The organism is Cytobacillus sp. OWB-43, assembly GCF_034651445.1.
GTDB lineage: Bacteria > Bacillota > Bacilli > Bacillales > Cytobacillaceae > Cytobacillus > Cytobacillus kochii.
The window spans coordinates 285,140-311,642 of record NZ_JAYEFF010000003.1 but is presented as its reverse complement, the minus strand read 5'-3'; the positions used below and the strand labels follow the sequence as shown (position 1 = coordinate 311,642).

Sequence of the window (26,503 nt, the reverse complement as noted above, 5' to 3'; positions counted from 1 at the left end):
ATTGCGGGTTAAATGTGAATAGATATCTTATAAAAGTAGGGCACGACATATTTTCATATCGTTGCTATAATAAAATCTTCTCCACCTTGCAGCATCAATTGATCTTTCCGTACACGAAAATACTTCTCTTTTAAATCAATAGATGATAGATGAGTCACATCTTTTAGGCCTGCCTCTTCAGCTAGTGCTAGCATTTCTGAAGGGGTGAAAAAACTGATAAATGGCGTTCCACCTGCTTTTGCTCCTTTTTCTGCTTCATCCACCTCTTTCCGTTCATCCTGTTTTTTTATGTTTTCAAATGGGAGTAGGAAAGTCAGCGCCAACTTTGAGCCCTTTGCTAACTTACTAAACATTTTCAATGTATCCATAATGGCATCTATAGTTAAATATTGAGTAACCCCTGTTGAAACAACAACGGCAGGCTTCGTAACATCAAAACCATTCTTCTTTAATTGATCTAACCACCCTTGTTTCTCTTCAAAATTTACCGGTACAAATTTTAAACAATCAGGAATGTGGTACCCTGTTTCTTCCAGTCTTTTTTTCTTCCATAACTGTGTATCAACTTGATCGATTTCATAAATGGTCATCTGAGGACATAACTCTTGATGCCTTTGTGCAAAAGTGTCAAGCCCCGCACCAAGAATCACATATTGATCTACCCCTTTTTCAAATTGTTCAACAACTAAATCATCAACAAAACGAGAGCGAGCGACAATTGATGCTCTAAAAGCACTTGTATTTGCTACATCCATATCAGGACGTTTCTGCCAATCAACATTTGGAGAGATAAGTTTTAAACCGATATTATCATGAAAAATATAAGGTTTTTCATCAACAATTAAATGTAATGCTCGCCATAAAGACACTCTTACAGCTGTATGATCAGGTTCTTTCACTTTGGTCAATCCTTCCTAAAACTGTGCTTTTGATAAGGTAATTCGATCATAAATTCAGTACCACACTCAGATGTCTTAACTAAAATTAAATCACCATTCATTGATTGTGCTATCAGTTTACTAAATGGTAAGCCAAGACCTAACCCTCTTACACGAAGCTTCTTTTCTTGTCCACGAAAGAAACGCTCAAAAATGTATGGTACTTCTTCGTCAGGTATTCCCTTTCCACTATCATTAACTTTTATAGAGATATTCTTCGGTCCCGTATCTATTTTAACCTCGATTTTCCCTTTTCCATCCATTGCCTGGAAGGCATTATTAAGTAAATTAATTAGAATTTGTTGTAATCTTATCTGATCAATATGCACAAATAAAGGCGTGCTCGCTTGGTACACAACAAGTTGAAAATCCTCACTTACTTCATGCGTAATTTCCCATTGATAGACTGATTCTTTAATTAATTGATTAATTTCATATTCTTGTAGTTGAACTGGCATCACATTCGTGGCATAAGTGTTAAAGGCTAATAGATCTTCCACCATTTTTTTCATTTTTTCTGTTTCTAATATGGACAGTTTGATAAACTCTTTTGCCTCTTCACCTTCCACCACTCCTTCATGAACAGCCTGCAATAACCCGTCAATTGACGTTACCGGCGTTTTTAATTCATGAGTCACACCTGCTAACAGCTCCGTACGTAATGTTTCTAATTTCTCTAACCGTTTAGACATTTCTTTAAAAGAATGTACAAGCTCATATAATTCCTGTTCTTGGTATGAATCCTTTAAATCAATTTGATAATTCCCCGCTTGAATTTCCCTAGCTGCCTCTGCTACTTCTTGGATAGGTTTAGACAATCTCTTCGACAAGAAGTAAATCGCTGCCCAGCCAATTAATGCCAAACCAATAATCATCATAGCTAATAATCGATATTCTTGGTTTACTTCTGCTAGATTTGCTTTCGATTCTAGCATAACTACCCAGCCTACAGGCGCATCTTGATAAGTAATCGGTACTTTTACAACATAAAAAGCTTCTTTCGTTGCATCATTATTTAATTCTTGAACAGTTTTATCCTCATTTAAAAGAACTTCGGCAAATTGTAACATTCGATCTTGAGGCCGATTGGTTGTTAAAGTATTTCCATACGTATCAACAATTGAAATAAGTGGATCACTTTCTAAATCCATAAAACGTCCTCTATCATTCAAATACCCTGGGACATCTCCTTTTGGAATTGGCTTTCCTTCACTCATTTCTACAAAACGGTCAGCAATTTCTTCCGCCATTAACTCCATAATATTGAGGCGGTTTTCAACTGTGGTATGCCTAATCCATAATACAGAAAAAAAGGCGATAATTAGAAGTCCGACACAAAGTGCAAGTAAATAGCGAGTCGTCCAATATCGAAGTAGAGATTCTCTAGGTTTACTTTGTTGATTAGACACTTAATTGATACCCCAATCCACGTAAAGTCTTGATTTCACCTTCTTCTGAAGACCATGAATGCAATGCTTTTCTAATTCGTTTAATCGCTAAGTCTACCGCTCGATCGCTTCCCTCATATTCCCAACCCCAAACATGTTCAATTAATTGTTCCCTAGTAAATGTTTGATTCGGATGCTCTGCTAAAAAAATGAGCAAAGCAAGATCTCTAGGCGTTAACTCAATGACCACACTATTTAATGTAATTTTATGAGACTTAATATCAATTATCAGACCACCGTACTTCTTGATTTTTTCATCACTTTTACCAGTCCTTCTTAAGACCGCTTGCACTCTAGCTACAACTTCTTCTGCATTAAATGGTTTAGCGATATAATCATCTGCTCCTTCATTTAATCCATTTAATCGATATTGAACGTCCGCTAGAGCGGTTAACATAATAACAGGCGTTTTCATTTGCGCTCTGATTTCCTTTAAAATTGACCATCCATCCCGATCTGGCAACATAACATCCAATAAAACAAGTGATGGATGATATTCATTTAATTTTTGGATTGCTTCAGTTCCATTAAATGCTTGGACAGTTTGAAAGTTTGCCTTTTGTAAATAAACTTTTAATACTTGGCTAATTGGTAATTCATCTTCCACTATTAAAACAGTTCTCATTTCACTCACCATAATCTCCTGACGTATGTTTTACTATTCATTATCGTTCTGCTTCATCTCAAGTAGATGTCAACTTAAAAGAAAGAATGACAAACGCATTTCTTTGTTATCTTAACATTATTTGTTATGATCAGATTAACTTAAAAGAAGGAGTGAAGTAAATGAAGTCGAAACAACAATTAGGTAAATCTGGACTTTTTGTTAATCCTATTGGTCTTGGAACAAATGCAGTGGGTGGACATAATTTATACTCCAACCTTGATGAAGCACAAGGAAAAAAACTGGTTCATGAAGCATTGAATAATGGCGTGAACCTTCTTGACACAGCCTTTATTTACGGGCCTGAGCGGTCAGAGGAACTCATTGGGGAGGTTTTACAAGAAAGAGGCAAACGTGAAGAAGCAGTCATTGCGACCAAGGGCGCTCATAAATTCGTTAAAGAAGATGTGGTGATGGATAACAGTCCCAGTTTCTTAAAACAATCTGTAGACGATAGCTTACGTAGACTCCAAACTGACTATATTGACCTTTATTACATTCATTTTCCTGATGAATCAACACCAAAAGACGAAGCAGTTGGAGCGTTGAAAGAACTGAAAGACGCGGGAAAAATAAGAGCTATTGGCGTATCTAATTTTTCTATTGATCAATTAAAAGAAGCCAATAAAGATGGTTATGTAGATGTATACCAAGGGGAATACAATTTATTACAGAGAAACGCCGAGGCAGACTTACTTCCTTATACAAAAGAAAACAATATTTCATTCATACCTTATTTTCCACTAGCATCTGGCTTATTAGCAGGGAAATACGATAAAAATACAACATTCAGTGACTTGCGTGCTAACTCCCCACATTTTCAAAAAGAGGTTTTTGAAGATAACTTAGCAAAAGTAGATGAATTACGAGGTATTGCCCAAGCGAAAAATGTGGAAGTCGCCCATATAGTTTTAGCCTGGTATTTAACAAAAGACAGCATCGACGCCATTATCCCAGGGGCTAAAAGAGCCGAGCAAGTGTTGAATAATTTAAAAACATTAGAAGTGCAACTTTCCGGAGAAGAAATAGAGCAAATCTCTACCATCTTTAAATAAGACAAGCCGGTTCAAAAAATAGTCAGAACAATACCAAATACACGAACAAATTCAAAAAAATGGATTTGTTCGTGTAAAATACATATTTTAAACTATGCTAAATCCCATATATCTTTTCTCCTCATTCCTTTGCTTTAACGACAATCACCTTCGTATATTGTGTGGTTTTACAGTCAGATAAATCTTTATCATCGATAATTTCTAAATCTAGTGCAGACTGAATTCTCTTCTCATCTGGTATTTTTTGAATAAGTTGATGCTGATTAATAGATTCTAATTTGTTTACCGTCTTCTCTCTATCGTACTGCTCTTTCACCCTAATTTGACGCTGTAATTTATATTGGGAGAGGATGAGTTCACCTTTTTCGTTTCTCCCTACCGCTTGATCAAAGTATTCATTGAATACTTTTTTCATAGCACCTAGCTCTTCATCAATTTGTTTTTTTAATCTGCTGAGCTCCGCATAGCGTACAAGTACTTCATTGGTAATCACCCTATTCGTATTCATGCTGTCCCCTCTTTCATTCGTTGTTATTTCATTGTATTGACCAACCTCAACTGTTATGACAAAAAGAGAACATCACAACTAAAGCCCATATAAAAAAACGCCTTTCAAAAGAAAAGGCGCTCTTACATTACTTTTTATCTTTTTTATCAAGTGTTAAAAGAATCCACATAATGGTTCCGGACAAAACACCTGCACCAGCTGAAATCAACGTTCGATCACGTAATACTAATTCTGCTGAATCAGCTTCCAGCATATTAAACGCTATTATCGCAACTACAATAGCAACAATAATAATTGTTGGGAATTTCTTCAAACGTCATACTTCCTTTCAATGAACATTACTAATTCTAGTATAACTTATAAATGATCAATAAATAAACGAATGACATCTGCTCCGCCAATAAAAGTTCCTAATGAGCTACCGAGATTGGATAGCACAATAATGAGGAGAATCCTAGTTACTTTATTATTCCAAAACCCTTTCAATGTAAATACATCTTCCGAGAGGTTTTCGAAATCGCGAACGTTCGGACGCTTAATGAATGCTTGGACAAATCCGGCGATCCAACCTACAGCCAACAACGGACTTAAAGATGTAAATGGCGCAGCAATAAATGCTGATAATATTGTAAGAGGATGTCCAAATGCAATAGCAGCCCCTAGAGCAGCGAGCCCTCCATTCCAAAGGGCCCAACTAATTGTTTGTTGTACTCCAGCCGATGGATTCATGAGAAAAGTAAGAACAATAAGGACTAAAATTGCTACTGGAATCATCCAGCCAATTACTTTTGGCGCTTTTGATTTTGGTGGTACTTCCGTTAATTTCTTGAGATCATGTTTTTTCTCAAATTCCCTTTTAATACCTGGAACATGAGCTGCTCCTAATACAGCAACAACCTTTTCACCGGGCGCATTCTTTATTTTTTCTGCCAAATATTGATCGCGTTCATCAATTAAAGGTACTTTTAATTGTGGGAATACCTCAGTAAAATCATTTAAAATGGAATCAATTGAGTCTTGATTTTTCATTTTTTCTAGTTCTTCTTCAGTTATCGTTTCATTGCTAAATATACCGGCAAATACTTGTGAAAGTAACATTGCTTTTCCCTTAAAACCCAGTCCTCTCCAGATACGAGAAAACGTAATTTGGATATTTCTATCAGCTAACACAAGCTTTGCTCCGGTTTCCTTAGCAGATTCAATGCCTTGAATCATCTCTTGTCCTGCTTTAATTCCGAATTGTTTAGCCATACGATTTTGAAAAGAGGAGATAGCAAGATTCATTAATAAAAGTGTTGCTTTCTTTTCTTTAATCACCTTAAAAATATCCATGTCTTTCCATTTATTTCCTTCTGTAATAGACTCATATCTACCTTTATCTAATTCAATACATACGGAGTCAGGCTGCTCTCTTTCAATCACTTCTTTTACTTGCTCCGCACTATTTTTGGATATATGTGCTGTACCAATAAGGATATATTCTTTATCATACATATGTATTCTCGTGATATTTTCTTCTGACATGCAACGATCTTCCCCTTCATCTAACCTAACCGTACTTTTTATACATATAACCATACTAAACTAGAAAATGCAAAATGAAAATTGATTTCTCTTATTTCTTTGAAAAAACACTCCTCCATGTTATTCCCTTATTCCTTTTAGTTATAAATATTGTATTTCACACAAATTAGATAAAACATATGAATAGTATCCCTATTAATTGGTGGGTGTTATGTATCATCTTGAAAAATAATCAACTCAGATAAGTATGTATTGTTTTAAGCATAATTAATTTTAACGAAATTAAAAAACGCGATCAAATGAGATCGCGTTTGCTTAATCCTAATTAATACTCATAGAGTGCGTCATTCTTTTTTAAAGTCAATTGTACTTCGAACTGTATCGATTGGTCTGACTAGGCCTTCAATTTGTTCTCTTTTAGATTCGAAGAATGGTGGCAGTGACAACGATTCACCTAGTGTCTCATATGGTTCATCTCCCATAAACCCTGGACCGTCTGTTGCCAGCTCAAATAGAATTTGCGGTGCAACTCTTGTATACAAAGAGCCGAAGAAGAAACGGTCAATAAAACCTGATGATTGGTAGCCAAATTGCGCCATTCTCCCAGTCCAATGATCAATAGCTTCCCTATCTTCCACTCTAAAAGCAGCATGATGGACGGTACCGTATCCTTGACGTGCCATCGGTAAAACGGTATTATACTCAACAATTACTTGTGCACCATTACCACCTTCGCCAACTTCAAATAAGTACAAGTCACCTTCTTGGGCAATTTCTCTAAACTCTAATACTTTCATCAGCATTTCTTTAAAATAATCAATATTAGATACACGTACAAAGACCGGACCAAGGCCAGTAATCGCATACTCTAAAGGAATAGGACCATTTTGCCACGGTGTCCCAGCTTCGACACCTTTATTATTTTCATCGGAAATAAGCTGATACTGCTGATCATCAAAATCAACAAACGGCAAAACTCTTTTGCCAAATTGCTCTTGTATACCGCTATGGGCAACATTTAACCGGTCAAACCTTTTCACCCAATAAGCCAATGCCTGATCACTAGGTACACGGAAAGATGTTTGAAAAATTTCATTTGTACCATGAACACCTTTGGGTATATTAGGGAAATCGAAGAAAGTCATATCTGTTCCAGGACTTCCCGTATCATCTGCGAAAAACAAATGATATGTTTGAATATCATCTTGATTGACAGTCTTTTTCACTAATCTCATACCTAAAGTATAGGTGAAAAATTGATAATTCTTTTCTGCACTACTAGTAATCGCAGTTACATGATGAACGCCTTTTATACCGTACATCGAATCATTCCCTTCTAGAATTAATATCTACATAATAATTTAAAAGTATTTATATATCTTGAATTAAAATATCTTTAACTTGAGATAAAATTATCACGAATTCGATTTTCTGTCAACTTATTATGATTGCTCTATCCCATTTTACAGAAAAAAACTTTTATGACAAAAACGATAAAAATAGTAATATAAATGTAACCAGTTTAATAAAGGATTTTTGCTAACATTGTATAATAATTAACTATTAAAAAAAATAAGTGGAATCCACAACCATTAATAGGAGGTAGTCATTTTGAAAAGCACAGGCATTGTTCGTAAAGTTGATGAATTAGGGAGAATAGTCATTCCAAAGGAACTAAGAAATACTTTAGAAATTTATGAGAAGGATCCACTTGAAATATTCGTTGAAAATGATCGAATTATATTACAAAAGTATAATGCCAGTAAAGCTTGTCAAATAACTGGTGAAATCGAGAACGATAATTTAGTGCTAGCCGACGGGAAAATTGTACTTAGTAGAAAAGCAGCAGAATCACTCATAACAGAAATTAGAAACAAACAATCACTGTTACATTTTAAATAGGCGATTAAGAAACTAGGCTCTTCAAGTATAGAATGAGAGCCTTGTTTTTTTATGGTTGCTTTAATAATTGTTTAACTGGTTCTATATACTTTTGATAATTCTCGATTAATCCACTTGGAAGCTGTTCAATAGGAAAGAATTGTGCAGACAAGGTTTCCTCACTATTTGTAGTTAATTTCCCACTATAGTCATTTGTCATATAAACCGCAGTAATGGCATAAAACTGATCACCGTTTTTTGTACGTACAAAGAATTCCTTACCTGAAAACAACTGAACAAACGAAAGATTCTCGACTACAAGCCCCGTTTCCTCTCTAACTTCTCTTTTCGCTACTTCCTCCATACTTTCACCTAAGTCCATTAATCCTCCGGGTAAGCCCCAAAGAGACTCCGGCCTTTGTTGTAGCAAAATCTCATTTCGGTCATTCACGATAACAACAACAGCTCCAGGTAAAAGTAATGGCTCCTTACCTACATACTCTCTTATCTTTTTATAGTATTCCATTTCGTCTTGCTTCCCCTCTCCCAATCTTAATAAGAAAATTGATAATCGTACTCTCCTGTTTTCGTAATAGTAATATCGATATTTATATTCGCAATAGAATTTTCTGTTAGTGTAAACCTTCCTTTGTAATCATGCTTCCAACGGTCATAATCTTTTCTATACACAAGTTCTTCAAGATTATATATATCTGCTTTTATGTTTAAAGCATTCTCATAGGTCTCTCTAATTTCCTTCTCCATTTTTTCGATAATTTTTTCCTTCAGAATGGGTAACGAAATTTCTTTATGAACCTCAATGATTCCTCCATTTGCATTAATATCGATATCAAATTTATCTTTGTCTAATTCATTTATTTTCAAATGTGGGTCTAATTGGGTAATAATGAGATTTACTTCATCATTATTTTCCAATTTGATTCTTAACGGAGACCTTTTTGTGGTCTTTGTTACCCAACGTAAGCCTCTGAATTGACTTATTGGTAAGCCCCCTAAATATTTCTTTTCCTTTAAAAGGAAGACTCCAGAGCTTTTAGCTGAATCATTTGTTGCTCCCTTAGTTCTCCAAACATCCTCTTTTACTGATATCATCGGTAGTTTTGTGGTGGTAGCTTTCTCAGTAAAGTCTGAATAGAACCGATGCATTCTGATAGGTGAAATGATAGAGTGTACATGATAAGCTTCCTCTGGATTAAAAAGTGTTGTTTGAACCGCGGAGCTAAAGAGACTTGTTACTAGTAGGATATCCTCAATCGAATCTTTCGTGCCATACATCCAGTTAGTTTCCCGTATCTGTTGAAAACGAGCCAAACTGTCACTTATTTGATCAATCCCATGTTGCAGTAATCGTTCATGAAAAATAATGATTCCTATATGTGCCCAGTATACTATTTGATTGGATTTATCGTAAATCATATTTATAGCAGCTTCCATTGATTTTCCTTGCCCTTTAGCAACCCAGACTTTCGACGGCACTGTTGCTGCTTGCTCCGACTTTGCTACACCTGCAAAAGACACTACCTGTGCGTACAATATATAATCCTCTTTTTCCTTATCATAATCAATGCCAATGGCGGTTATATATTGCATTTCCACAATGTCCTTTTCATCCCAACAACCACTTAATAGAAGAGCACATACGATAATAGGTATAAGGATTTTTTTCATTTTAGCCTACCCTTCGTGTCATCCTTAGGTCGCATAGTACTTGACCTTTTTTTTCGTAAAAGATATGGTTTTTCTAAAATACTTGCAAATGTATCTTTAAATGACAAAGGAGAAAGTGGAGCTAAATAAGGCAAACCAAACATCTCTAGTCTAGATAAATACAATATCACTGAAAAAATACTGATAAAAAAGCCAAATAAACCGAGTACTGCTGAAAAAAGCAAGATAAAGAAACGTACAAGGCTTAAGGAGGCACCGAGTGACTGGTTAACGAGGGTATACGCAGCAACAGAAGTGACACCAGCAATAACAAGCATGGTGGGAGCTGTTAAACCACCTCTTATTGCTGCATCACCAATGATTAGCCCCCCTACGACCGTTAATGTTTGTCCGATAGCCCTTGGAAGAGTATTACCTGCTTCCTTAAATAACTCAAATAAAGCTAAGACTAAAAATGCCTCTAACGGTGGTGATAATGGTAATCCCATTCGCGATACTGTGATAGTCGCCAAAAATGGGAAAGGCAATTGATCCATATGAAAGGAAATCATAGCAACATAAAATCCTGGCAAAATACTTGATATGACAAGACCAGTTAACCTAAAAAACATTTGCATATTCGTATAATAATATTCTGTGAAGCGATCTTCCGGTGTTTTTAATACTGAAAATAATGTAGTTGGACCAACCATTACAGTAGGACAACCATCCACAATAATGACAAATCTACCTAAATCTAGATTAGCAACTACGTTATCAGGACGTCCGGTATAATTAAACAAGGGGAAAAGAGTATAGTACTTACCTGACAATACCTCTTCTAAATCGGTTGTACTAATAATCACATCTGTTTCTATTTTTGCTAACTGGCTTTTTAAATCAATGACATATTGCTCCTTTATTATATCTTTCACATATAATAAACTAATTTTTGTTTTCCCACGTATCCCTAACTCAATTGCTTCATTTACTAACGTTGAGGTTTTATACCGTTTTCTTATTAACGCAAGGTTAATATGCAAGTCTTCCACAAAACCATCTCTTGGTCCTCGAAAAGATAATTCTGAATTGGACTCTTCTGGTGATCGGTTTGGAATTTGAGGGAGATCAAATTTAAAGATTTCATCTAATTCTTCCACTAGAACAAAAACCATACCAGAAAAAATATCTTCAGCTATTGATTCTTTATCTTCTTCCTCCACATTCACTTGATACATCAGTAATTGCTCATTTTCTTCCCTTTTTTCTTCTAGGCGTCGGTCTGCTAAAAAACTTTCTTCTAACCTACCTAAAGCCTCACTTAATTTACCTTTATCGATCATTACTTCAGAAAAGAGAACAACCACTTTCCCTGGTTGTGGATAATACTGAAACGAATAATTAACAAATTGCACGTCGCCATTGATTGCGAATTGCTGCCTTAAGTATTGCTCATCCAATTTATCAGTCTTCGGCAGTCTTTTCTTATTGTTTAATCGCGTTTTCATTTTTTTCCACTCTTCCTTTAATTAATAGGATTAGATGAATACTGAGCGTCACAAGTAGAATCCCAATAACTGTAATAGAAAAAAAGTAATGATCAATCATGATTTTATAAGTCGGTCCATCAATCGGTAAAGATAGTCCGATTATTAAAAAAAGACACACACTAATTAATAAAATCACCTTTCTTTTTTGCGTCTTAAAATGAAATAAATCCCCAATGATAAAGATAGACAAGCTAATACGAATAAACGCACCAGAAAGCCATTGATAAATAGAAAGAAAATCTAACTTATTTAAAAATTTCCCTAAGGTTATTAAGCGCCATTGTGCATAAGCAGGGTTCGTTAACTCTGCTGCTTGTGAAGGACCAAATTCAGTAATCGCACCAATTAAAGGGCCAAAATTAACAAAGACGAAGAAAATACATATCGGAATGAAAAATTTTAAAGATATGTTATCACGAATATGATGCTGTAATAAAACTAACAAAAAAATCTCCAAAAGCCCTCCTGATAAAATAACAACACCAAAAAGAATAGGTGCCCATCCTTCTTCAAAAATGGGAAAAAGTAACGAATAATCTTTAAACTTAAAATTGGCTATCATAATAAAAAAACCAAGTAAACAAACGATAGGAAATAGAATTCCACTAGCAATTGTAATTGCTTTTATACCTGAGAGGGCAGCTAATAAACAAAGAATGATTAAAATGATAAATAAAACATACTTAGGTGTTTGAATCATATAATTGGTATTCACCCAAGAAAAAGTTGTATATAATGTAACAAAGACATTGATGAATAAAAGAAATAATATCAGTGCTCGAATGGCATTATACACAATTGGAGGACTGCTTGTTTTTAACCAGTTCATCAGGTTTTGTTGCCCTGTTTTCTTTATTATTATGTAAATGAGAGGAATCCAAATAATATAAAGACTTCCAGCTATCATTAAACTAACCCAAGCACTACGTCCTGCCACGCTTAATACAGAGGGCAATACAATTACATGGGTCATCAAACCTATGGCAAGGCCCAAAACAGGAAATGAATTTAAAGCGGTAATACTTCGAACCATCATCTCTTACCTCCCTTTTTCTTAATATGAGGGAAGAAGTTGGTTTTTATTCCAAAACATATTTGATTTTACAACCGCAACAATTTAAAAAAGGGGTTTTGTGATAAAGCATCACAAAACCCCTTTTTATAGAATTACCGAAGAAATCTCAAACCTGTACTTAATACTGTTGGTATAATAGAAGCGTGATTTTCTCCTTCTATTTCCTTATAGATAACTGACAGTTGTTCCATTTCATTGATTTTCTCATAATACTTTCTAACAGCTATCAATAAATGTTCTTTCTCATCCCCACCTGCTGCTAGAAAAAGGCGAATGTCAAGATTCTCATGCCTTTGTTCAAATCGTTCCATAAAAGCTGGCACTTCTTGCATGAGAGCTTCACCATTCCACCAGATCGAAGGACTACAAGCGAAATACGCCTGATAAGAAGTTGGATTTTTCATCATCGTCATTAATGTGAATAACCCACCTAAAGAATGACCAAATAAGGATTGATTCTCTTGATTAACCGGAAACTCTTTATTAATAGCTGGTTTTAACTCATTTTCTATAAAGTTATAAAACTGTTCCGCTCCCCCCGTATCTCCCCAAGCACTACCATCTGGTCGTAGTGGTAATTGGTCACTTTCTGCAGGTGGGGTAAAATCAAAGACCCTCCTTGAATGAAAATCTTTAGCTCCATATCCTATACCTACAATAATCACTTCAGATACGCCTGTTTTAGCAGACCGTTTCGCCTGCAGCCGAATAACTTCCTTTATCAACTGAAAATAGGCATCACCATCAAGTACATAAAGAACACCGTAGCCTTCAGGTGGGGGTGGACTCTCTGGCATATGAATTGAAATGACATAGTCTTGCTTTGTTTTAGAATGTACTGTCCATTGTTGTATTTCTCCATGTAACACTTTCCCATCCCCCATCATTATCTTTTTTGCTTGACTAATAAATATAAGAAATATGGTACACCAATCATTGATATGACAATTCCTACCGGCAATTCGACTGGCGTGAAAACATTTTTGGCAACAAAATCAGCAATGACCACAAGAAACATACCAATCAAGCCCGAAATCGGTAAAATATATTGATGCTTCATTCCTACCAATTGTCGTGCAATATGTGGTGCCATTAAACCAATGAAGCTAATATTTCCTGAAACAGATACACAAGCACTAATTAACCCAATGCTTAAAATAATGAGTTTAATCTTTTCACGTTCAACAGGTACTCCTACACCCTTCGAACTAATGTCAGATAGTCGAAAAAGATCTAATAAATAACTTTTCCGGATAATTAATGGAATAAGAATAACTAGCCAAGGTATCATTGAAATAATATAAATCCAATTCGCATTATAAATACTCCCAGATACCCAAACAGCAGCCATCTCATAATCAGAAGAATTCATTTTTAAAGAGATATACATAGAAAGCGCGCCAAAACCCGAACTAATGGCAATTCCAGTTAGAATTAACCGACCAGTATCAAATGTCCCCTTTTGCCAAGAGAAGAAAAAGATAATAACCGCTGCAAGTAGTCCACCAATCAATCCAAAAATCGGCATAATCATAATCGATAGCCAACCAGTTAAATCCAGCTGCCCTTGGAAAAACAACATAAATATAACAATTGCAGCCCCTGCTCCAGCATTGATTCCTAGAATTCCGGAATCAGCCAATCCATTCCTTGTTACACCTTGAATGACCGTACCTGCTATTCCTAAACCAAATCCAACAAGTGCTCCAATGACAATTCGAGGCAAGCGAAAATCAAAAATAACTAAATCAAGCTGATCAGACGGATCAATACGGAATAAAGTATTGATGACATCAGTAAAATTTACATTTATAACTCCATAAACTAAGCTTACATAAGCACTCACTAAAATAAGAATAGATAAAGCAATCGCAATAAGAACGGTTTTACGCATGCTTTTCGCCCCCTCTCTTATAAATCAGGTAGAGGAAGAATGGCACTCCTATGAGTGCTGTCACAACACCAATTGGTGTCTCGAACGGATGATTGACAAACCGGCTAATGATATCACATACTGCTAGAAATATCGCCCCAATTATTGCGGAAGATGGAATGAGCCATCTATAATCTACACCAACTAAAAATCTCGCAATATGAGGAATAATTAACCCTACAAAACCAACCTTACCAACGAGGGCTACTGCTGTCCCAGTCAGACAAATGACTGCCAATAAAGCAAGTGCTTTCACCCATTTCGTCTTTTGCCCCAAAGTAACAGCAATTTCTTCTCCTAGAGAAAGAATGGTAATATGTCCAGAAGTGATGAGAGCGATAATCAAACCAATGACACCAAATGGAATGGCCAAAAGAAATGTATCTACATCTACTTGATGTAGTTTGGCATTATACCAAAAACTAACATCTTGTGAAATTTGAAAATACGATGCTAATGCAGCAGAAGTACTTGATAAAAAGGTACCTATGACGGTCCCAATAATCGCTAATCGAACGGGTGTCAAACCTTTTGGTATTAATGAGCCAAACCCATAGACAATCCCTGCACCTAATGCGGAGCCAACCATTGAAAACAGTATCATTTCAATTGAAGTCATATTCGGCAATACAATCATGCAAATAGTGATAACAAAAGCCGAACCATCTGTTACACCCATAATGGAAGGAGAAGCTAAATAATTCCTTGTCATCCCTTGCATAATCGCACCTGATACAGCTAAAAATGCACCAACTAACATGGCCGTTAATACCCTCGGTAACCTTGAGGTAATAATAATCGCATGATCGGTATTACCTTCATCGTATGCAGTAAAAGCTTCCCAAATCGTTGCTAAAGATATCCCTTTAGTTCCGTAAATAACAGATAAAATAGTTGTTATTATAATAAGTATAGGTGATATCAATATAATCATTTTTGCTAATCTTGTTTTATTCTTCACAATCCCCACAACTCTTTTTATTTATTTTTCTATTAAAATGTATAGAAATAGTTAAGATATTACCGTCTTTGTTTCTATGTAAAAAATCCACCTCAACTCTTGGCGAAAATGATAATCGTTATCATTTACTATAATAAAACATCTCTCAATTGACAAGATAAAAAGAGAAAAAACCGAATCTTCTCATACCTTGAAGAAAAAAACACATACAGTCAGCCTAGAAGCCTTCAGCATGTGCGCATTTTACTAGACAAATTATATTTTCTCAACCAAAAGAAAAACGGCAACTTCATCGCTGAAGTGCCGCTTAAAAATCAAATCAATATCCACTTAAGTATTTCGCTACATTTATCTATTTTCCTTTTATATGTCGAATAAATTTTGACAAATGAAGCAAAGTTTCTACATGATGATTACAATCTTTCATATCTTTACACACCGTATTACCTCTTTTGGTAAAAGTACCAACCACTTCACCCTTTGTCTCGACTATGAACATGCCTATATCTGTAAAACGGTGACAAATATGACAAAGCCCTTTTTGTTCAGAAGGTTGGAAAGTTCCTCTTAAACCAATATAGCTTTGCTCGTATGGGGCAACAATCATTCGGTACTGACTACCCTTTTCATCCCAAGATAGATAGGTCATTGTTTGATAATCTTCTGCATCAATTAATGGGAACTTCAGCTTCTTCACTTTTGGAAATAACTTCCTTAGTTTCGTTTCTGAGAGAGCTGGGAAGGGGATAACGTAACGCTTTAATTCATGGAAGAATTTATCTGCAGCTAATCGATCGTCAACCAATTGCATTTGTCCCAGTAAGGAAGCCTCCTCCTCCGCCATATCAGGTAATGATTGCTGAACCGCTTCCCATGCCAATGTTTTTACTGTTTTTAAGATCGTTGGATCATTGACAGAGGCCTTGGCATTTATTATTTTATTCACCTGTTTTTTCACAAGATTATACTGTTCGTTGGTCATAAAGGCTATCATTATTTTCACTCCTGCCTTAGTTTCTTCCTTATTAATTTACCCTATATGTAAACATAAAAAAATGCCGAATTTAAATAAAAATTAAAGTCGGCATAAATCATTTATTTTGTGTAAATAATTTTCCTTATTGTCTCGTGAGCTAAAAAGTATTCATCGCTTAGCTCATCCATTGTTTTCCCCATACTATAGGATGCTCTAATTTCTTCATTTCTTTGACTGATTTTGAGTCTTGCTCCTGATTTCATTCCCCAACCATCCTTATTGTGAACGGGTTTAGGGATATAAATCGATTCACCCTGAATATATTTTTGTATCTCTTTTAATAATTCAGGTGGTAACACATTCTTTGCTTTTTGATATCTCATCTTACGCTCGCTCCTTATTGTTTGTAGATAATAAGGACGCAAAGCCTAATGAAGAGACATGGCGATTGCTTTTATTCTACCTCACACAAAGTATCGCCTTCTCTATAGGCTTTGCGTGAGCTGTTTCATTATTTAGCAAAAAGGTGATTTGCATTTTGTGACCACCTCCTAAAAATAGAATAAAATGGATGCGAAACAAAAAATCGCATCCATCATTTATATTTATTCACTCATGTCTACATTATGGTAAACACGTTGTACATCATCTAAATCTTCTAGGGCATCAATTAATTTGTCAAATTGCGCAAGTTGTTCTTCCTCTAAGTTCACTTCTGTTTGTGGTAACATCGTTTGTTCTGCAACCGTAAACTCTTCAATGCCAGCACCTTTTAGCGCCTCTTGAACAGCATGGAATTGGTCAGGTTCTGCATAAACAATCACTGATTCTTCTTCTTCAAGAAGGTCACGCACATCAATATCCGCTTCCATCAATATTTCTAACACTTCATCCGCTGTTTTTCCTTCTAAACCAAAAACAGCTGTTGCATCAAACATATAAGAAACAGAGCCACTTACACCCATATTTCCACCATTCTTACCAAATGCAGCGCGCACATTTGATGCTGTGCGATTGACATTATTGGTAAGGGCATCAACAATAATCATACTACCTCCAGGACCAAATCCTTCGTAACGAAGTTCATCATACTTTTCTTCCCCGCCACCCTTCGCTTTATCAATCGCGCGGTCGATAATATTTCTCGGTACATTATATGTTTTTGCACGTTCCAATACTTGTTTTAATGCCTGATTCGATTCTGGATCAGGTTCCCCTTGTCTTGCCACTACGTAGATTTCAAGGGCAAATTTCGTATAAATACGGCTATTATTGGCGTCCTTTGCCGCTTTCTTATCTTTTATATTATTCCATTTACGGCCCATATGTCCCACTCTCTTTCAACTTTTATCTAATCATCATTTTTTTAGATGCACTAAATATTCATTGATTATTATAACGCAAACCGCTAAGAGAAAAAAGCTCGTTGATTAATTAATGTTTTTCCATAGGTTAAGTAAGACAAATTGTGCCCCGAGAAAAACTGCCCAACCTATGACACCGAAAAGAATAGAAACAGCAAAAGAAAAAGCAGACTTTAGCGAAAAAAAGACAATAGCCAAAAGCACTATCGTACTTGGTAAACCTAAAAGAACCCCAAGTGTGAATTCACTCATCACTCCTGTATCATTTTTTTCTACCCAGAGCCAAATAAGGCTTAATAAACTGACAAGTGGCAATGCAGCAATGACACCACCATATGTAGGAAAACGTTTAGCCATTTCTGTAACAACGCCAATAATGATTGCTGAAAGAAGTATTTTAACTATTAGTTGCATTTTTCGCTCGCTCACTTAATAAGTGTAAGGCTGAATCAATGATTTGTTTCTCCGAAGGCGTCATACTAGCAAGAATATGCGCTAATTTTCCCTCGTCAAGATTCGCATTTCTCTTTAGTACTTGCCTCCCTTGTTCAGTTAGCCTTAATATAACCATTCTCTCATCTACTGTTGATCTTTCTTTATGTATCCATGACTTATGAATCAATCTCTTCACATGTTCAGACGCAGTATTGTGTGAGACGTCAATATTTTTCGCTACTTCTTTTATTCCAATATGTTCACACTTATCTAAAAGCTGCAAAATCCTTACACCTTGATGGGATATCTTATCCTCGTTTTGATTTTGATAACGTAAGTAAAAATAGATGTCTGTCCAGTATTTATTTAGTTCAGTTGGATTCATATAATCAACCTCATTCTTTTTCATCTTATAATAAGATTATATCGTATAATGCGATAAATATACAAATGTTTTTAAGTTATGGTAAAATATTCACAATAATCTGTATTAAAATCAATTCTCTAAGAAAGTTTCCACCTTCACAAACCTTCCTACTTTGAAAGGGGATCAAATTAATATGAAAAAATGGCTCGTAATTATTATAATAAGTGGATTTGTGATTATTAGCGGAGGCTGGTTTACTGCAAGTTATCTCAGTAATGATTCTCTTTCAGTAGCTAATCTTCAAGGTGATACTTCAAATAAAGCATCAAGAAAAGCTAGTATAGATGGGGATATGAATGCCTATACGGAAAACACAGGATTAAGTACAAATTCGACTCAAAGTGAAGTAATTGATGTGATGCATAAAATGACACATCAAAAAGTCAAGGCAAGTGAAAAGTGGGGTTCTGTTCGAATGTCAGAACAAGCAATTGAAGAAGTAAAAAAAACGATTGAAAACAATCAATTTGAACATGAAGAAGAGCTTTTAACTATTTTAGATAAATGGAGCAAAGGGGATTTCTCTAATGTAGATAATGACCACAATTATTTCTGGTCATTGCAAAATGGCACAATTGGTAAGGCAACTGGAATCTTATCCCCAGAAGAAGAAGAAGCTTTTATTGAGAAGTATTTTGAATAAGTCGTAACTACTTACTTTTCCTCTTTTTTCTATACAGAGTAAATATAATCATCATAAAGCAGAGAAGGGCATAATAGGGATAGCCTGAAACTTTAAATGCATACAACGCTTGATCCACCACAGTAGGTGTTCCATCTTGTGCAGTTGGAAAAATAAGATGAATCTTATACAACTCATCACCAATAAGATAACTATCTACAATGCTTGTAGCAACTAAATAAATACACATTAACAAAACCAATATAAACACACTAAAAGAATAAATATACTTCATCCCTTCCCTCCCATCCATCATTTTCAAAATTACATACGCTTAATATACTTTATTCTAAATCATTAATATATGGGTAATAATGTAAAATTACACAAAAAAAGTTGCCCATTTTTCGGGCAACTTTTTTGTCATTTACATACAGAGATTATTTTTCCGATCCAACATACGTCGATTGTGGTCTAAAAATGACATTATCTTCAGCTTGTTCAAGAATATGTGCTGTCCAGCCTACCATTCTAGCAGCAGTGAAGGTGGGAGTAAAAAGAGTAGGATCCATTGAGAGCGCTCTCATAATTGCTGTTGCGTAAAATTCAACATTGGTATATAGTTTTCTATCAGGTTTTAACTCAGCAAGTATTGTAACCACTTCTTTTTCAACTTCAATTGCAAAATGAAGCCAAGAATCCTCTACTTGCATCGATAGTAACTTTTCTTTTAAAGCCTCGGCTCTTGGATCAACCGTTTTATATACACGATGGCCAAACCCCATTAATTTTTCACCACTTAGTATCTTATGTTTAATCGTTTTCTTTCTATCGTTACTAACCTTCAATTCTTCTAATAATGCGATAACACCTGTAGGCGCACCACCATGTAGTGGTCCTTTCATTGTACCAATTGCTGTTACAATACTAGAAACGATATCTGACTCAGTAGAAGCGGTCACACGAGCGGCAAATGTTGATGCGTTCATACCGTGTTCCATCGTTAAAATCATATACGTCTCTAATGCCTGAACATGAGCTATTAACGGTTTTTTTCCAGTAAGCATATATAAATAGTTTTCAACATGTGACAATTGTAGCTCTGGATGGACCACATCTTTGTTTGCTAATAGTCTCGTACGGTGAGCAATAATCGTAGGAATTACCGCTGTTAGCTTGATGGCTTGTTCCACTGTAGGGGGACCGCTGTAAGTTTGATCACCTTCTAATGAAATAAGCGTTCGAATGACATCCATTAAACTCATATCTCTTGGTAATGCCTGCAGCACTTCCCATTGCAAAGGACTTAATGCTCTATTATCTTTGATCTTTTGAATGCACTTCTTCACTTCCCTATCCGTTGGCAACTCCCCATACCACAGTAGAAATGCTGCTTCTTCAAATGTTAATGTTTTCGTCAATTCTCCAACGTCATAACCTCGATAAGTTAATCTTCCTTTTTCTCCATCTACAGAAGCCACTTTTGTTTCAACCGCAACGACACCCTTTAAGCCTTTCCTGAACATTTTCATTCTCCTCTCTTCTTTTTTTTAGTATACGATCGTTGTATAATTAAGAAAATTAAATATTTTTTATCAATTCATTTAATAATATTAATTGATAGGATGGTGAGGAAATTGGAGTTCCAATGGTTAAAAACCTTTATTACAGCAGCAAACTATTTAAACTATAGACAAACAGCAGAAGCTCTTTATATTTCGCAACCGTCAGTTACTGTTCATATCCGTCATTTAGAAAAAGCATTAGCAACCACTCTTTTCAAGAAAGAGGGACGTTCCATGCGTTTAACAAAGGCCGGGAAACAATTTCTTCCGTATGCTAAACAAATTCTAGCAAGTTTTGAAGATGGTAAAAAAGCACTTAGTCATTATACGCAAGGATATACTTCCTCGCTAAGCATAGGAATTTCTCCTATTATCGCTGATACGATTCTACCTTTCGCATTAAAAAATTATATGCGAAAGCATCCATTTGTTGAAGTAGCTGTACATGTACTAGAATCCGAGGAAATGGAAAAAGCTCTCTTCGAAGAGGATATTGATATCGGCTTGAGCTGTAATCTGCCTAATTCAAGAGAGGTGCAATATCAAATACTATACTCTGAAGATGTTAAATTAATCATCGCGCATGATGGAAAAGATGCTGAGAGCGCACCACCATTGGAAGAGGAAGATATTTTATTTCATCATCTTTTAATAACCGACAATCATCCCATATACTGGTCTAAACTAAAAAATGATCTTCACTATCAGTATGCCTTTATCAAAACAATGAAAGTATCGCAAATACACATTTCTAAACGGTTCATTATTGAGGGATTGGGTGTTTCCTATTTACCGCTGTCCACTGTAAGAAGAGAATTAATGGAAGGATGGTTATTAGAAGTCCCCCAATCAAAAATTACATTACCCCAAGCCCATACGTACGCTTGGATGAAAAAAGAAAATAACCAACAAATTGATTTCATGAAATATTTACAAAACTACCGTTTGTGACAATTCAACGAAACATGAACAACATTAGATATAATTACCTATATATTTTACATTTACTAACTATCATTTTCGACTCTTATAGTCGATAAACATCTTAGATTCATATATTCTAAGGAGGTTTTTCCATGAGTTTTCAATTATCAGTATTAAATAAGCAGTTTATAAATGGAGAATGGCGCCAAGGAAAAAGTCAAACTCTCTTACAAAATATTAATCCATTTAATGAAGACATCCTTGCAGAAGTAAATGGTGCTACATTAGAAGATATTGATGAAGCATATCAAGCAAGTGCTAAGGCAAAGCTAGAATGGGATCGTGTCAACCCCTATAAAAAACGAGACATATTAGAAAAAGCGGTGGCCATTATCGACTCACATGAAGAAGAAATTGTCCAGTTAATTATTGCTGAACTTGGAGGTACTCGATTAAAAGCGGCTTTTGAAATTGGCCTTGTAAAAAATATGATTAAAGAGGCAGCCACTTACCCACTTCGTATGGAAGGTAAAATTCTGCCGTCTACAGAAGACCATAAAGAAAATAGATTATATCGTGTTCCAGCTGGTGTGGTTGGAGTCATTAGTCCATTTAACTTTCCTTTCTTCCTTTCTATGAAATCAGTTGCTCCTGCACTTGGCGCGGGATGTGGAGTAGTCCTCAAACCTCATGAAGATTCAATGGTAACTGGTGGTACATTAATAGGAAAGATATTTGAAGAAGCTGGTGTCCCTAAAGGATTACTAAATGTTGTATTATGTGATATTAAGGAAATTGGCGATGGCTTTGTAGAACATCCGATTCCAAGAATCATTTCTTTTACCGGTTCTACTACAGTAGGTAGTTACATCGGTCAAGTAGCAGTGAAGAACTTTAAAAAACCTTTACTAGAGTTAGGCGGTAATAGTGCTTTTATCGTCATGGAAGATGCAGATATTGATTATGCCGTTAATGCAGCAACATTTAGCCGTTTCACACACCAAGGACAGATTTGTATGTCTGCGAATCGTATTCTCGTTCAAAAATCAATTTACCCAACGTTTATGAACAAATTTAAAGAAAAGGTAGCAGCACTTAAAGTCGGGGATCCTAGCGACCCTGAAACCGTTATCGGTCCTGTTATTAATAAACGACAAGCATCAACATTAGAGGATTTAATTCATACGGGCATTCAAGAAGGTGCAGAACCTATCCTATTAGGAGAAATTAGCGGGAATTTAGTTGCACCAACGATTTTAACAAATGTGACCCCTGAAATGACAGTCGCACAAAAAGAACTCTTTGGTCCTGTTGTTTGTATTATGACTTTTGATACAGAAGAAGATGCCATTAATATTGCCAACAATACACAACTCGGATTAAGCGGGGCGCTTCATACTGCCAATGTAGAACGCGGTGTTGAAATGGCAAAAAGAATTCACACGGGTATGATTCATGTAAATGATGTCACGATTAACGATGAGCCTATTGTTGCTTTTGGTGGTGAAAAACAATCCGGACTTGGTCGATTAAATGGAGATTGGAGTTTAGATGAGTTTACAACAATGAAATGGATTTCTGTTAATTATAGTCAAAGACAATTGCCATATTAATAATTAGGGAGATAAAAATATGATTGAAACAGAACAGCAATCAATAAACGTAATGGACGCTTTTCTAAAGGTAGCACCTTACTTAAATACATTAATTCATGATGATATCACTATTGGTATATATGATACAGAGAAATTAATCATTAATTATCCAGGAAAGACATTTTCATTAAATGTCTCTCCTGGGGACCCTCTAATAGACGGTGACATTATTACAGAATCCATACGTACAAATAGCACCAAAACATCTATGGTACCAAAAGAATTATTCGGTTTTCCCCTTATTGCAAAAGCCATCCCCCTTCATAATGAGAAGGGTGAAGTAATCGGTGGAGTAGGTATTGGAATTAGTTTAGAAAAGTCCAATCAGCTCTTCGATGTAGCAGAAAGTCTTTCAGCAGTATCAGAACAAACAGCTGCAGCCATTGAAGAGATAAGTAAATCAGTGACTATTCTTGCAGATAAAGTGACTGATATGTCTTCACAAATGGGGACTGTTAGCCATAGTGCAGATGAAATCGGAAAAATATCCACTGCTGTAAAAAGTATTTCTGATCAAAGTAACCTTTTAGGTTTAAATGCAGCAATTGAAGCAGCACGAGCTGGGGACGCTGGAAGAGGATTCTCTGTAGTAGCGGAAGAGATTCGTAAACTTGCAAGTAATAGTAAAGACCATGTTTCGCAAATAGATCAAATTACGAAAAGTATAGCGGGGTTACTCACTGAGCTTAATCAATCTTTCTCACAAATTCATCAATTAACAGATACCCAAGCAGCCTCCATTCAGGAGTTTTCAGCGACGATTCAAGAAATTAGTCGCAACGCTCAACATTTAGTGGAGATGGCTGATACGACAGTAGATAGTGATTGATATTCTTTCTGTCATGTCATAGCTTGCCTTCTATAAAGAAGCACGAACAAATACTTATACCTTTAGCATTTGTTCGTGCATTTTCTTATGGGGTTAATCGATGCCGATCTCGCGGGAATGCCGACGCAAAGCGGACATTAGGACGATTCATTATTTTAGCTGTCAGTCTCTCTAAGCCTATTGCAAGACCGCCATGTGGTGGCATACCGTACTTAAAGACATTCGTATAACTTTCAAAATCTGCAACTTTTAAGTGATTTTCTTCTATTGAAGTGATTAATTCTTGATAGTCATGAATCCTCAAGCCACCAGTTGTAATCTCTATCCCTTTGAACAATAGATCAAAAGAATCTGTGTATAATGAGTGATTTTCTAATGGCTTGGCATACATTGGTCTAACTGTCTTTGGATAATGTGTGATAAAAACTAATTCACTGTTTTCCTTTTCAGAAAAATACTGACAAATTAACCGTTCTCCCTCAGGATCCAAATCTTCCATCTCACTAGTGGATTTATGATATTCATGAGCTAAAATTTGCTTTGCTTCATGAAGTGATATACTGGGTATTCTTTCAATTAAAGGAATTGTTACACCGACTTCTTGTAGCTCTTTTTGATAACCGTCCCGAATGGTGTTAAAAATAAACCGTAATAGATTCTCCTCTAATTCCATCAACTCTTTGCTCGAAAATACAAAACCCATCTCTAAATCAAGGGAAATGTATTCATTTAAATGTCTAGATGTCGCATGTTCTTCCGCTCGATAAACAGGAGCTACTTCAAATACTCGTTCATACCCTGCTGCTACCATCATTTGCTTATAAAATTGTGGTGATTGCCCTAAATAAGCAGGTTGATTAAAATAGTCTATTGAGAAAAGGTTCGCCCCTCCTTCAGCACCCGCTGCTACAATTTTCGGTGTGAAAATTTGGATAAAATCCTCATTTCGTAAAAAAGATGAAAAGGCGTCAACAATTGCCGACTTTATATTAAACATGAGATGCTCTTTATGGTTCCGTAGTGATAAAACACGATTATTCAATAATATGTCCATGTGGACATCTAATTCTTTTTGATTTAATTCAATTGGTAAAGGTGCATTAGCAGTGTTTAATAACTGAAGCTTATCTACAATTACCTCTACACCCGTATCGGTTTTCATTGTCTTTACAACAAGACCCTGTACAGAAATAACTGACTCTAATGAAAGTTTCATTTCAGCCAATTCATTCTCTAATACACATTGAATGATGCCACTACGATCCCGTAACTGTAAGAAAGTAATTCTTCCTAAATGTCTAACACGGTGAACCCACCCACATAGTGTAATCTTTCTGTTCACATGTTTCATTACATCGGAGCAATTCACACGGCTTATTCCATCATTGATCTTGAACATCATCATTCACACTCCTTATTATTTTGTTTGTATCTTCGTTATCGTCATCATCACTATCCATGTGAATCACCCCTTTCTTATCACACAAAAAAACCGAGCTTCATCCCAGAAGGGACGAGGCTCGGTTCTCGCGGTACCACCCTAATTATTACATCATTCAATGTAATCTCTTATATGCCCGTTAACGGTGGCCACCGTCCACGCCTACTTAGTAAAAACTTTTCAGATGGAACTCATTGGTGTCTTTCATCTAACTCCTTATCGCCACTCTTTCAGCTAAAATAAGCAGCTCTCTTATAAATAAGGGTGTCAAACTACTCCTCCAACTCAACGCTCTCGAATATTATTATTTAAGATACATCGCTTCACCCTAAATGTCAAACTATTTCGTTTATAAATCTGCCTCATTAAAACGGGTGTAAACCACTTTTGTCTCCTGTTCTGCTATGATCATTTTCACCCCGCGCCAACCAGACTGTAAATATTGCTGTTGTTTGGTGATATCATCCATCTTTATTTCAATCACTTCTCCTTGTTGGACAACTTTAGTAGCTTGCAAATCTTTCATAAAAACATAGCGAAGGCTACCCCCATATTTCTCCTTAAGATCAATGATTTGCATATCTTGGGCAAACTTATCCTTAAGTGAAGGGTAATTAAAAGGAGCGACTGTACAACAAACATATCTATACTGATGTGATTCTTTTTTCAATTGTTCCATTAAAATTTGAGCAAGCTTTTGCTGTAATTTATTCCCTCTATACATAGGATCTACATTAGATATTTCTTGATAGATAACCGTGGATAAATCCGTTACACCAGCATCTAGACCAAGGTGCTCAGGATCATTTTCAGGTGGAATTAGCAATGCGCGAAAGGCAATTAATTGCTCTTTGACCCAAGCACCAACCATTTTTCCATTTCCCCTTAAAATATTGAGGAACTCCTCTTTCGCTAAAGGCTGTAATACTTTTTTATCCGGAAGGGCATGGATAACCTTTTGTTGCAATTGTAAAATTTGTTCAATATGCTGTTCTTCTAGATTTGTAACTTCATAAGATGGGCCTTGCTTTGTCATTTCTCTCATGATTACATTCAATCT

The 26,503-nt window shown here is 35.8% G+C and carries 29 protein-coding genes and 1 other annotated feature; of the genes, 6 read left to right on the top strand and 23 right to left on the bottom strand.

What is annotated here, in order from left to right:
• Window positions 1-53: 53 nt before the first annotated feature.
• The 3 genes from U9M49_RS14250 to U9M49_RS14240 are packed head-to-tail and all read right to left on the bottom strand — an operon-like array spanning window position 54 to window position 3,011.
• Window positions 54-899 (bottom strand): class I SAM-dependent methyltransferase, encoded by an 846-nt coding sequence (locus U9M49_RS14250; RefSeq protein ID WP_322910019.1) that lies wholly within the window; start codon window positions 897-899, stop codon window positions 54-56.
• Window positions 900-904: 5 nt separating this feature from the next.
• Entirely contained in the window at window positions 905-2,347 is a 1,443-nt protein-coding gene (locus U9M49_RS14245; protein ID WP_322910018.1) for a HAMP domain-containing sensor histidine kinase, read from the bottom strand.
• Window positions 2,340-3,011 carry a response regulator transcription factor gene (locus U9M49_RS14240; RefSeq protein WP_095373506.1) on the bottom strand — a complete coding sequence of 224 codons (672 nt, stop codon included), beginning with the start codon at window positions 3,009-3,011 and terminating at the stop codon, window positions 2,340-2,342. The genes U9M49_RS14245 and U9M49_RS14240 overlap by 8 nt, the downstream gene beginning before the upstream one ends.
• A gap of 161 nt (window positions 3,012-3,172) precedes the next feature.
• On the opposite strand from U9M49_RS14240, the gene U9M49_RS14235 reads away from it, so the two are divergent.
• Window positions 3,173-4,105, top strand: coding sequence for an aldo/keto reductase (locus U9M49_RS14235; RefSeq protein ID WP_251162923.1), 933 nt, complete (start codon window positions 3,173-3,175; stop codon window positions 4,103-4,105).
• Between the two features lie 121 nt (window positions 4,106-4,226).
• On the opposite strand, the gene U9M49_RS14230 is transcribed toward U9M49_RS14235, so the two are convergent.
• From U9M49_RS14230 to U9M49_RS14215, 4 genes are all read right to left on the bottom strand, one after another.
• Complete coding sequence (locus U9M49_RS14230) at window positions 4,227-4,613, bottom strand: hypothetical protein (protein WP_307317619.1); 387 nt, start codon at window positions 4,611-4,613, stop codon at window positions 4,227-4,229.
• A 127-nt stretch (window positions 4,614-4,740) separates the two neighbouring features.
• Window positions 4,741-4,926: a hypothetical protein gene (locus U9M49_RS14225; RefSeq protein ID WP_095370157.1), complete on the bottom strand. Its 186-nt coding sequence runs from the start codon at window positions 4,924-4,926 to the stop codon at window positions 4,741-4,743.
• A 44-nt stretch (window positions 4,927-4,970) separates the two neighbouring features.
• Window positions 4,971-6,137 (bottom strand): TraB/GumN family protein, encoded by a 1,167-nt coding sequence (locus tag U9M49_RS14220; protein ID WP_095370158.1) that lies wholly within the window; start codon window positions 6,135-6,137, stop codon window positions 4,971-4,973.
• A 344-nt stretch (window positions 6,138-6,481) separates the two neighbouring features.
• On the bottom strand, window positions 6,482-7,459 hold the full coding sequence (locus tag U9M49_RS14215; protein ID WP_307317625.1) for a ring-cleaving dioxygenase: 978 nt from the start codon (window positions 7,457-7,459) through the stop codon (window positions 6,482-6,484).
• A gap of 289 nt (window positions 7,460-7,748) precedes the next feature.
• Between U9M49_RS14215 and U9M49_RS14210 the strand changes: the two genes are divergently transcribed.
• Window positions 7,749-8,039, top strand: coding sequence for an AbrB/MazE/SpoVT family DNA-binding domain-containing protein (locus U9M49_RS14210; protein WP_095370159.1), 291 nt, complete (start codon window positions 7,749-7,751; stop codon window positions 8,037-8,039).
• 49 nt (window positions 8,040-8,088) lie between these two features.
• Here U9M49_RS14210 and U9M49_RS14205 read toward each other — a convergent pair whose 3' ends face one another.
• The 12 genes from U9M49_RS14205 to U9M49_RS14150 all read right to left on the bottom strand — a co-directional run bounded on the left by U9M49_RS14205 (window position 8,089) and on the right by U9M49_RS14150 (window position 18,365).
• A complete protein-coding gene (locus U9M49_RS14205) occupies window positions 8,089-8,544 on the bottom strand; it encodes an NUDIX hydrolase (protein ID WP_095373508.1) in 456 nt (151 codons plus the stop codon).
• A gap of 26 nt (window positions 8,545-8,570) precedes the next feature.
• Window positions 8,571-9,707 (bottom strand): Ger(x)C family spore germination protein, encoded by a 1,137-nt coding sequence (locus U9M49_RS14200; RefSeq protein WP_095370160.1) that lies wholly within the window; start codon window positions 9,705-9,707, stop codon window positions 8,571-8,573.
• Window positions 9,704-11,194 (bottom strand): spore germination protein, encoded by a 1,491-nt coding sequence (locus U9M49_RS14195; protein WP_095370161.1) that lies wholly within the window; start codon window positions 11,192-11,194, stop codon window positions 9,704-9,706. The genes U9M49_RS14200 and U9M49_RS14195 overlap by 4 nt, the downstream gene beginning before the upstream one ends.
• On the bottom strand, window positions 11,172-12,272 hold the full coding sequence (locus tag U9M49_RS14190; RefSeq protein ID WP_322910017.1) for an endospore germination permease: 1,101 nt from the start codon (window positions 12,270-12,272) through the stop codon (window positions 11,172-11,174). The genes U9M49_RS14195 and U9M49_RS14190 overlap by 23 nt, the downstream gene beginning before the upstream one ends.
• A gap of 131 nt (window positions 12,273-12,403) precedes the next feature.
• The gene (locus U9M49_RS14185) at window positions 12,404-13,180 is read right to left on the bottom strand and encodes an alpha/beta hydrolase (protein WP_322910016.1); all 777 of its coding nucleotides are present in this window, start codon (window positions 13,178-13,180) and stop codon (window positions 12,404-12,406) included.
• 17 nt (window positions 13,181-13,197) lie between these two features.
• On the bottom strand, window positions 13,198-14,205 hold the full coding sequence (locus U9M49_RS14180) for a FecCD family ABC transporter permease (protein WP_095370164.1): 1,008 nt from the start codon (window positions 14,203-14,205) through the stop codon (window positions 13,198-13,200).
• Window positions 14,198-15,178 (bottom strand): FecCD family ABC transporter permease, encoded by a 981-nt coding sequence (locus U9M49_RS14175; protein ID WP_095373509.1) that lies wholly within the window; start codon window positions 15,176-15,178, stop codon window positions 14,198-14,200. Before U9M49_RS14175 ends, U9M49_RS14180 begins: the two co-directional genes overlap by 8 nt.
• A 379-nt stretch (window positions 15,179-15,557) precedes the next feature.
• On the bottom strand, window positions 15,558-16,199 hold the full coding sequence (locus tag U9M49_RS14170) for a FusB/FusC family EF-G-binding protein (protein WP_322910015.1): 642 nt from the start codon (window positions 16,197-16,199) through the stop codon (window positions 15,558-15,560).
• A 101-nt stretch (window positions 16,200-16,300) separates the two neighbouring features.
• Window positions 16,301-16,564 (bottom strand): CD3324 family protein, encoded by a 264-nt coding sequence (locus U9M49_RS14165; protein WP_095370166.1) that lies wholly within the window; start codon window positions 16,562-16,564, stop codon window positions 16,301-16,303.
• A 222-nt stretch (window positions 16,565-16,786) separates the two neighbouring features.
• Window positions 16,787-17,506, bottom strand: coding sequence for a YebC/PmpR family DNA-binding transcriptional regulator (locus U9M49_RS14160; RefSeq protein WP_095370167.1), 720 nt, complete (start codon window positions 17,504-17,506; stop codon window positions 16,787-16,789).
• Window positions 17,507-17,611: 105 nt separating this feature from the next.
• The gene (locus U9M49_RS14155) at window positions 17,612-17,959 is read right to left on the bottom strand and encodes a DUF3147 family protein (protein ID WP_095370168.1); all 348 of its coding nucleotides are present in this window, start codon (window positions 17,957-17,959) and stop codon (window positions 17,612-17,614) included.
• Window positions 17,943-18,365 carry a MarR family winged helix-turn-helix transcriptional regulator gene (locus tag U9M49_RS14150; protein WP_095370169.1) on the bottom strand — a complete coding sequence of 141 codons (423 nt, stop codon included), beginning with the start codon at window positions 18,363-18,365 and terminating at the stop codon, window positions 17,943-17,945. The genes U9M49_RS14155 and U9M49_RS14150 overlap by 17 nt, the downstream gene beginning before the upstream one ends.
• A gap of 175 nt (window positions 18,366-18,540) precedes the next feature.
• On the opposite strand from U9M49_RS14150, the gene U9M49_RS14145 reads away from it, so the two are divergent.
• Complete coding sequence (locus U9M49_RS14145) at window positions 18,541-19,050, top strand: DUF6241 domain-containing protein (protein WP_224935203.1); 510 nt, start codon at window positions 18,541-18,543, stop codon at window positions 19,048-19,050.
• Between the two features lie 7 nt (window positions 19,051-19,057).
• On the opposite strand, the gene U9M49_RS14140 is transcribed toward U9M49_RS14145, so the two are convergent.
• A complete protein-coding gene (locus U9M49_RS14140; protein WP_322910014.1) occupies window positions 19,058-19,324 on the bottom strand; it encodes a hypothetical protein in 267 nt (88 codons plus the stop codon).
• Window positions 19,325-19,469: 145 nt separating this feature from the next.
• Entirely contained in the window at window positions 19,470-20,561 is a 1,092-nt protein-coding gene (locus U9M49_RS14135) for a citrate synthase/methylcitrate synthase (RefSeq protein ID WP_095370172.1), read from the bottom strand.
• Window positions 20,562-20,666: 105 nt separating this feature from the next.
• On the opposite strand from U9M49_RS14135, the gene U9M49_RS14130 reads away from it, so the two are divergent.
• The 3 genes from U9M49_RS14130 (at window position 20,667) to U9M49_RS14120 (ending at window position 24,002) form a co-directional block, all read left to right on the top strand.
• Entirely contained in the window at window positions 20,667-21,545 is an 879-nt protein-coding gene (locus tag U9M49_RS14130) for a LysR family transcriptional regulator (RefSeq protein WP_095370173.1), read from the top strand.
• A 125-nt stretch (window positions 21,546-21,670) separates the two neighbouring features.
• Window positions 21,671-23,131, top strand: a complete 1,461-nt coding sequence (locus U9M49_RS14125) for an aldehyde dehydrogenase family protein (protein ID WP_095370174.1) — start codon at window positions 21,671-21,673, stop codon at window positions 23,129-23,131.
• 19 nt (window positions 23,132-23,150) lie between these two features.
• The gene (locus tag U9M49_RS14120) at window positions 23,151-24,002 is read left to right on the top strand and encodes a methyl-accepting chemotaxis protein (RefSeq protein ID WP_095370175.1); all 852 of its coding nucleotides are present in this window, start codon (window positions 23,151-23,153) and stop codon (window positions 24,000-24,002) included.
• 85 nt (window positions 24,003-24,087) lie between these two features.
• On the opposite strand, the gene aspS is transcribed toward U9M49_RS14120, so the two are convergent.
• Both aspS and U9M49_RS14110 read right to left on the bottom strand, forming a co-directional pair.
• Window positions 24,088-25,392, bottom strand: a complete 1,305-nt coding sequence (aspS, locus tag U9M49_RS14115; RefSeq protein WP_416337102.1) for an aspartate--tRNA(Asn) ligase — start codon at window positions 25,390-25,392, stop codon at window positions 24,088-24,090.
• A 116-nt stretch (window positions 25,393-25,508) separates the two neighbouring features.
• Window positions 25,509-25,741 (bottom strand) — a binding site (T-box leader).
• 51 nt (window positions 25,742-25,792) lie between these two features.
• On the bottom strand, window positions 25,793-26,500 hold the full coding sequence (locus U9M49_RS14110) for a GNAT family N-acetyltransferase (protein ID WP_370873372.1): 708 nt from the start codon (window positions 26,498-26,500) through the stop codon (window positions 25,793-25,795).
• Window positions 26,501-26,503 lie beyond the last annotated feature (3 nt).

Bases quoted from the DNA above. Each gene is read 5' to 3' on its own strand.
- U9M49_RS14240 (WP_095373506.1), bottom strand. From the start codon at position 3,011: ATGAGAACTGTTTTAATAGTGGAAGATGAATTACCAATTAGCCAAGTA.
- U9M49_RS14235 (WP_251162923.1), top strand. From the start codon at position 3,173: ATGAAGTCGAAACAACAATTAGGTAAATCTGGACTTTTTGTTAATCCT.
- U9M49_RS14230 (WP_307317619.1), bottom strand. From the start codon at position 4,613: ATGAATACGAATAGGGTGATTACCAATGAAGTACTTGTACGCTATGCG.
- U9M49_RS14220 (WP_095370158.1), bottom strand. From the start codon at position 6,137: ATGTCAGAAGAAAATATCACGAGAATACATATGTATGATAAAGAATAT.
- U9M49_RS14215 (WP_307317625.1), bottom strand. From the start codon at position 7,459: ATGTACGGTATAAAAGGCGTTCATCATGTAACTGCGATTACTAGTAGT.
- U9M49_RS14205 (WP_095373508.1), bottom strand. From the start codon at position 8,544: ATGGAATACTATAAAAAGATAAGAGAGTATGTAGGTAAGGAGCCATTA.
- U9M49_RS14200 (WP_095370160.1), bottom strand. From the start codon at position 9,707: ATGAAAAAAATCCTTATACCTATTATCGTATGTGCTCTTCTATTAAGT.
- U9M49_RS14195 (WP_095370161.1), bottom strand. From the start codon at position 11,194: ATGAAAACGCGATTAAACAATAAGAAAAGACTGCCGAAGACTGATAAA.
- U9M49_RS14190 (WP_322910017.1), bottom strand. From the start codon at position 12,272: ATGATGGTTCGAAGTATTACCGCTTTAAATTCATTTCCTGTTTTGGGC.
- U9M49_RS14180 (WP_095370164.1), bottom strand. From the start codon at position 14,205: ATGCGTAAAACCGTTCTTATTGCGATTGCTTTATCTATTCTTATTTTA.
- U9M49_RS14175 (WP_095373509.1), bottom strand. From the start codon at position 15,178: ATGATTATATTGATATCACCTATACTTATTATAATAACAACTATTTTA.
- U9M49_RS14170 (WP_322910015.1), bottom strand. From the start codon at position 16,199: ATGATAGCCTTTATGACCAACGAACAGTATAATCTTGTGAAAAAACAG.
- U9M49_RS14165 (WP_095370166.1), bottom strand. From the start codon at position 16,564: ATGAGATATCAAAAAGCAAAGAATGTGTTACCACCTGAATTATTAAAA.
- U9M49_RS14160 (WP_095370167.1), bottom strand. From the start codon at position 17,506: ATGGGCCGTAAATGGAATAATATAAAAGATAAGAAAGCGGCAAAGGAC.
- U9M49_RS14155 (WP_095370168.1), bottom strand. From the start codon at position 17,959: ATGCAACTAATAGTTAAAATACTTCTTTCAGCAATCATTATTGGCGTT.
- U9M49_RS14150 (WP_095370169.1), bottom strand. From the start codon at position 18,365: ATGAATCCAACTGAACTAAATAAATACTGGACAGACATCTATTTTTAC.
- U9M49_RS14145 (WP_224935203.1), top strand. From the start codon at position 18,541: ATGAAAAAATGGCTCGTAATTATTATAATAAGTGGATTTGTGATTATT.
- U9M49_RS14140 (WP_322910014.1), bottom strand. From the start codon at position 19,324: ATGAAGTATATTTATTCTTTTAGTGTGTTTATATTGGTTTTGTTAATG.
- U9M49_RS14135 (WP_095370172.1), bottom strand. From the start codon at position 20,561: ATGAAAATGTTCAGGAAAGGCTTAAAGGGTGTCGTTGCGGTTGAAACA.
- U9M49_RS14125 (WP_095370174.1), top strand. From the start codon at position 21,671: ATGAGTTTTCAATTATCAGTATTAAATAAGCAGTTTATAAATGGAGAA.
- U9M49_RS14120 (WP_095370175.1), top strand. From the start codon at position 23,151: ATGATTGAAACAGAACAGCAATCAATAAACGTAATGGACGCTTTTCTA.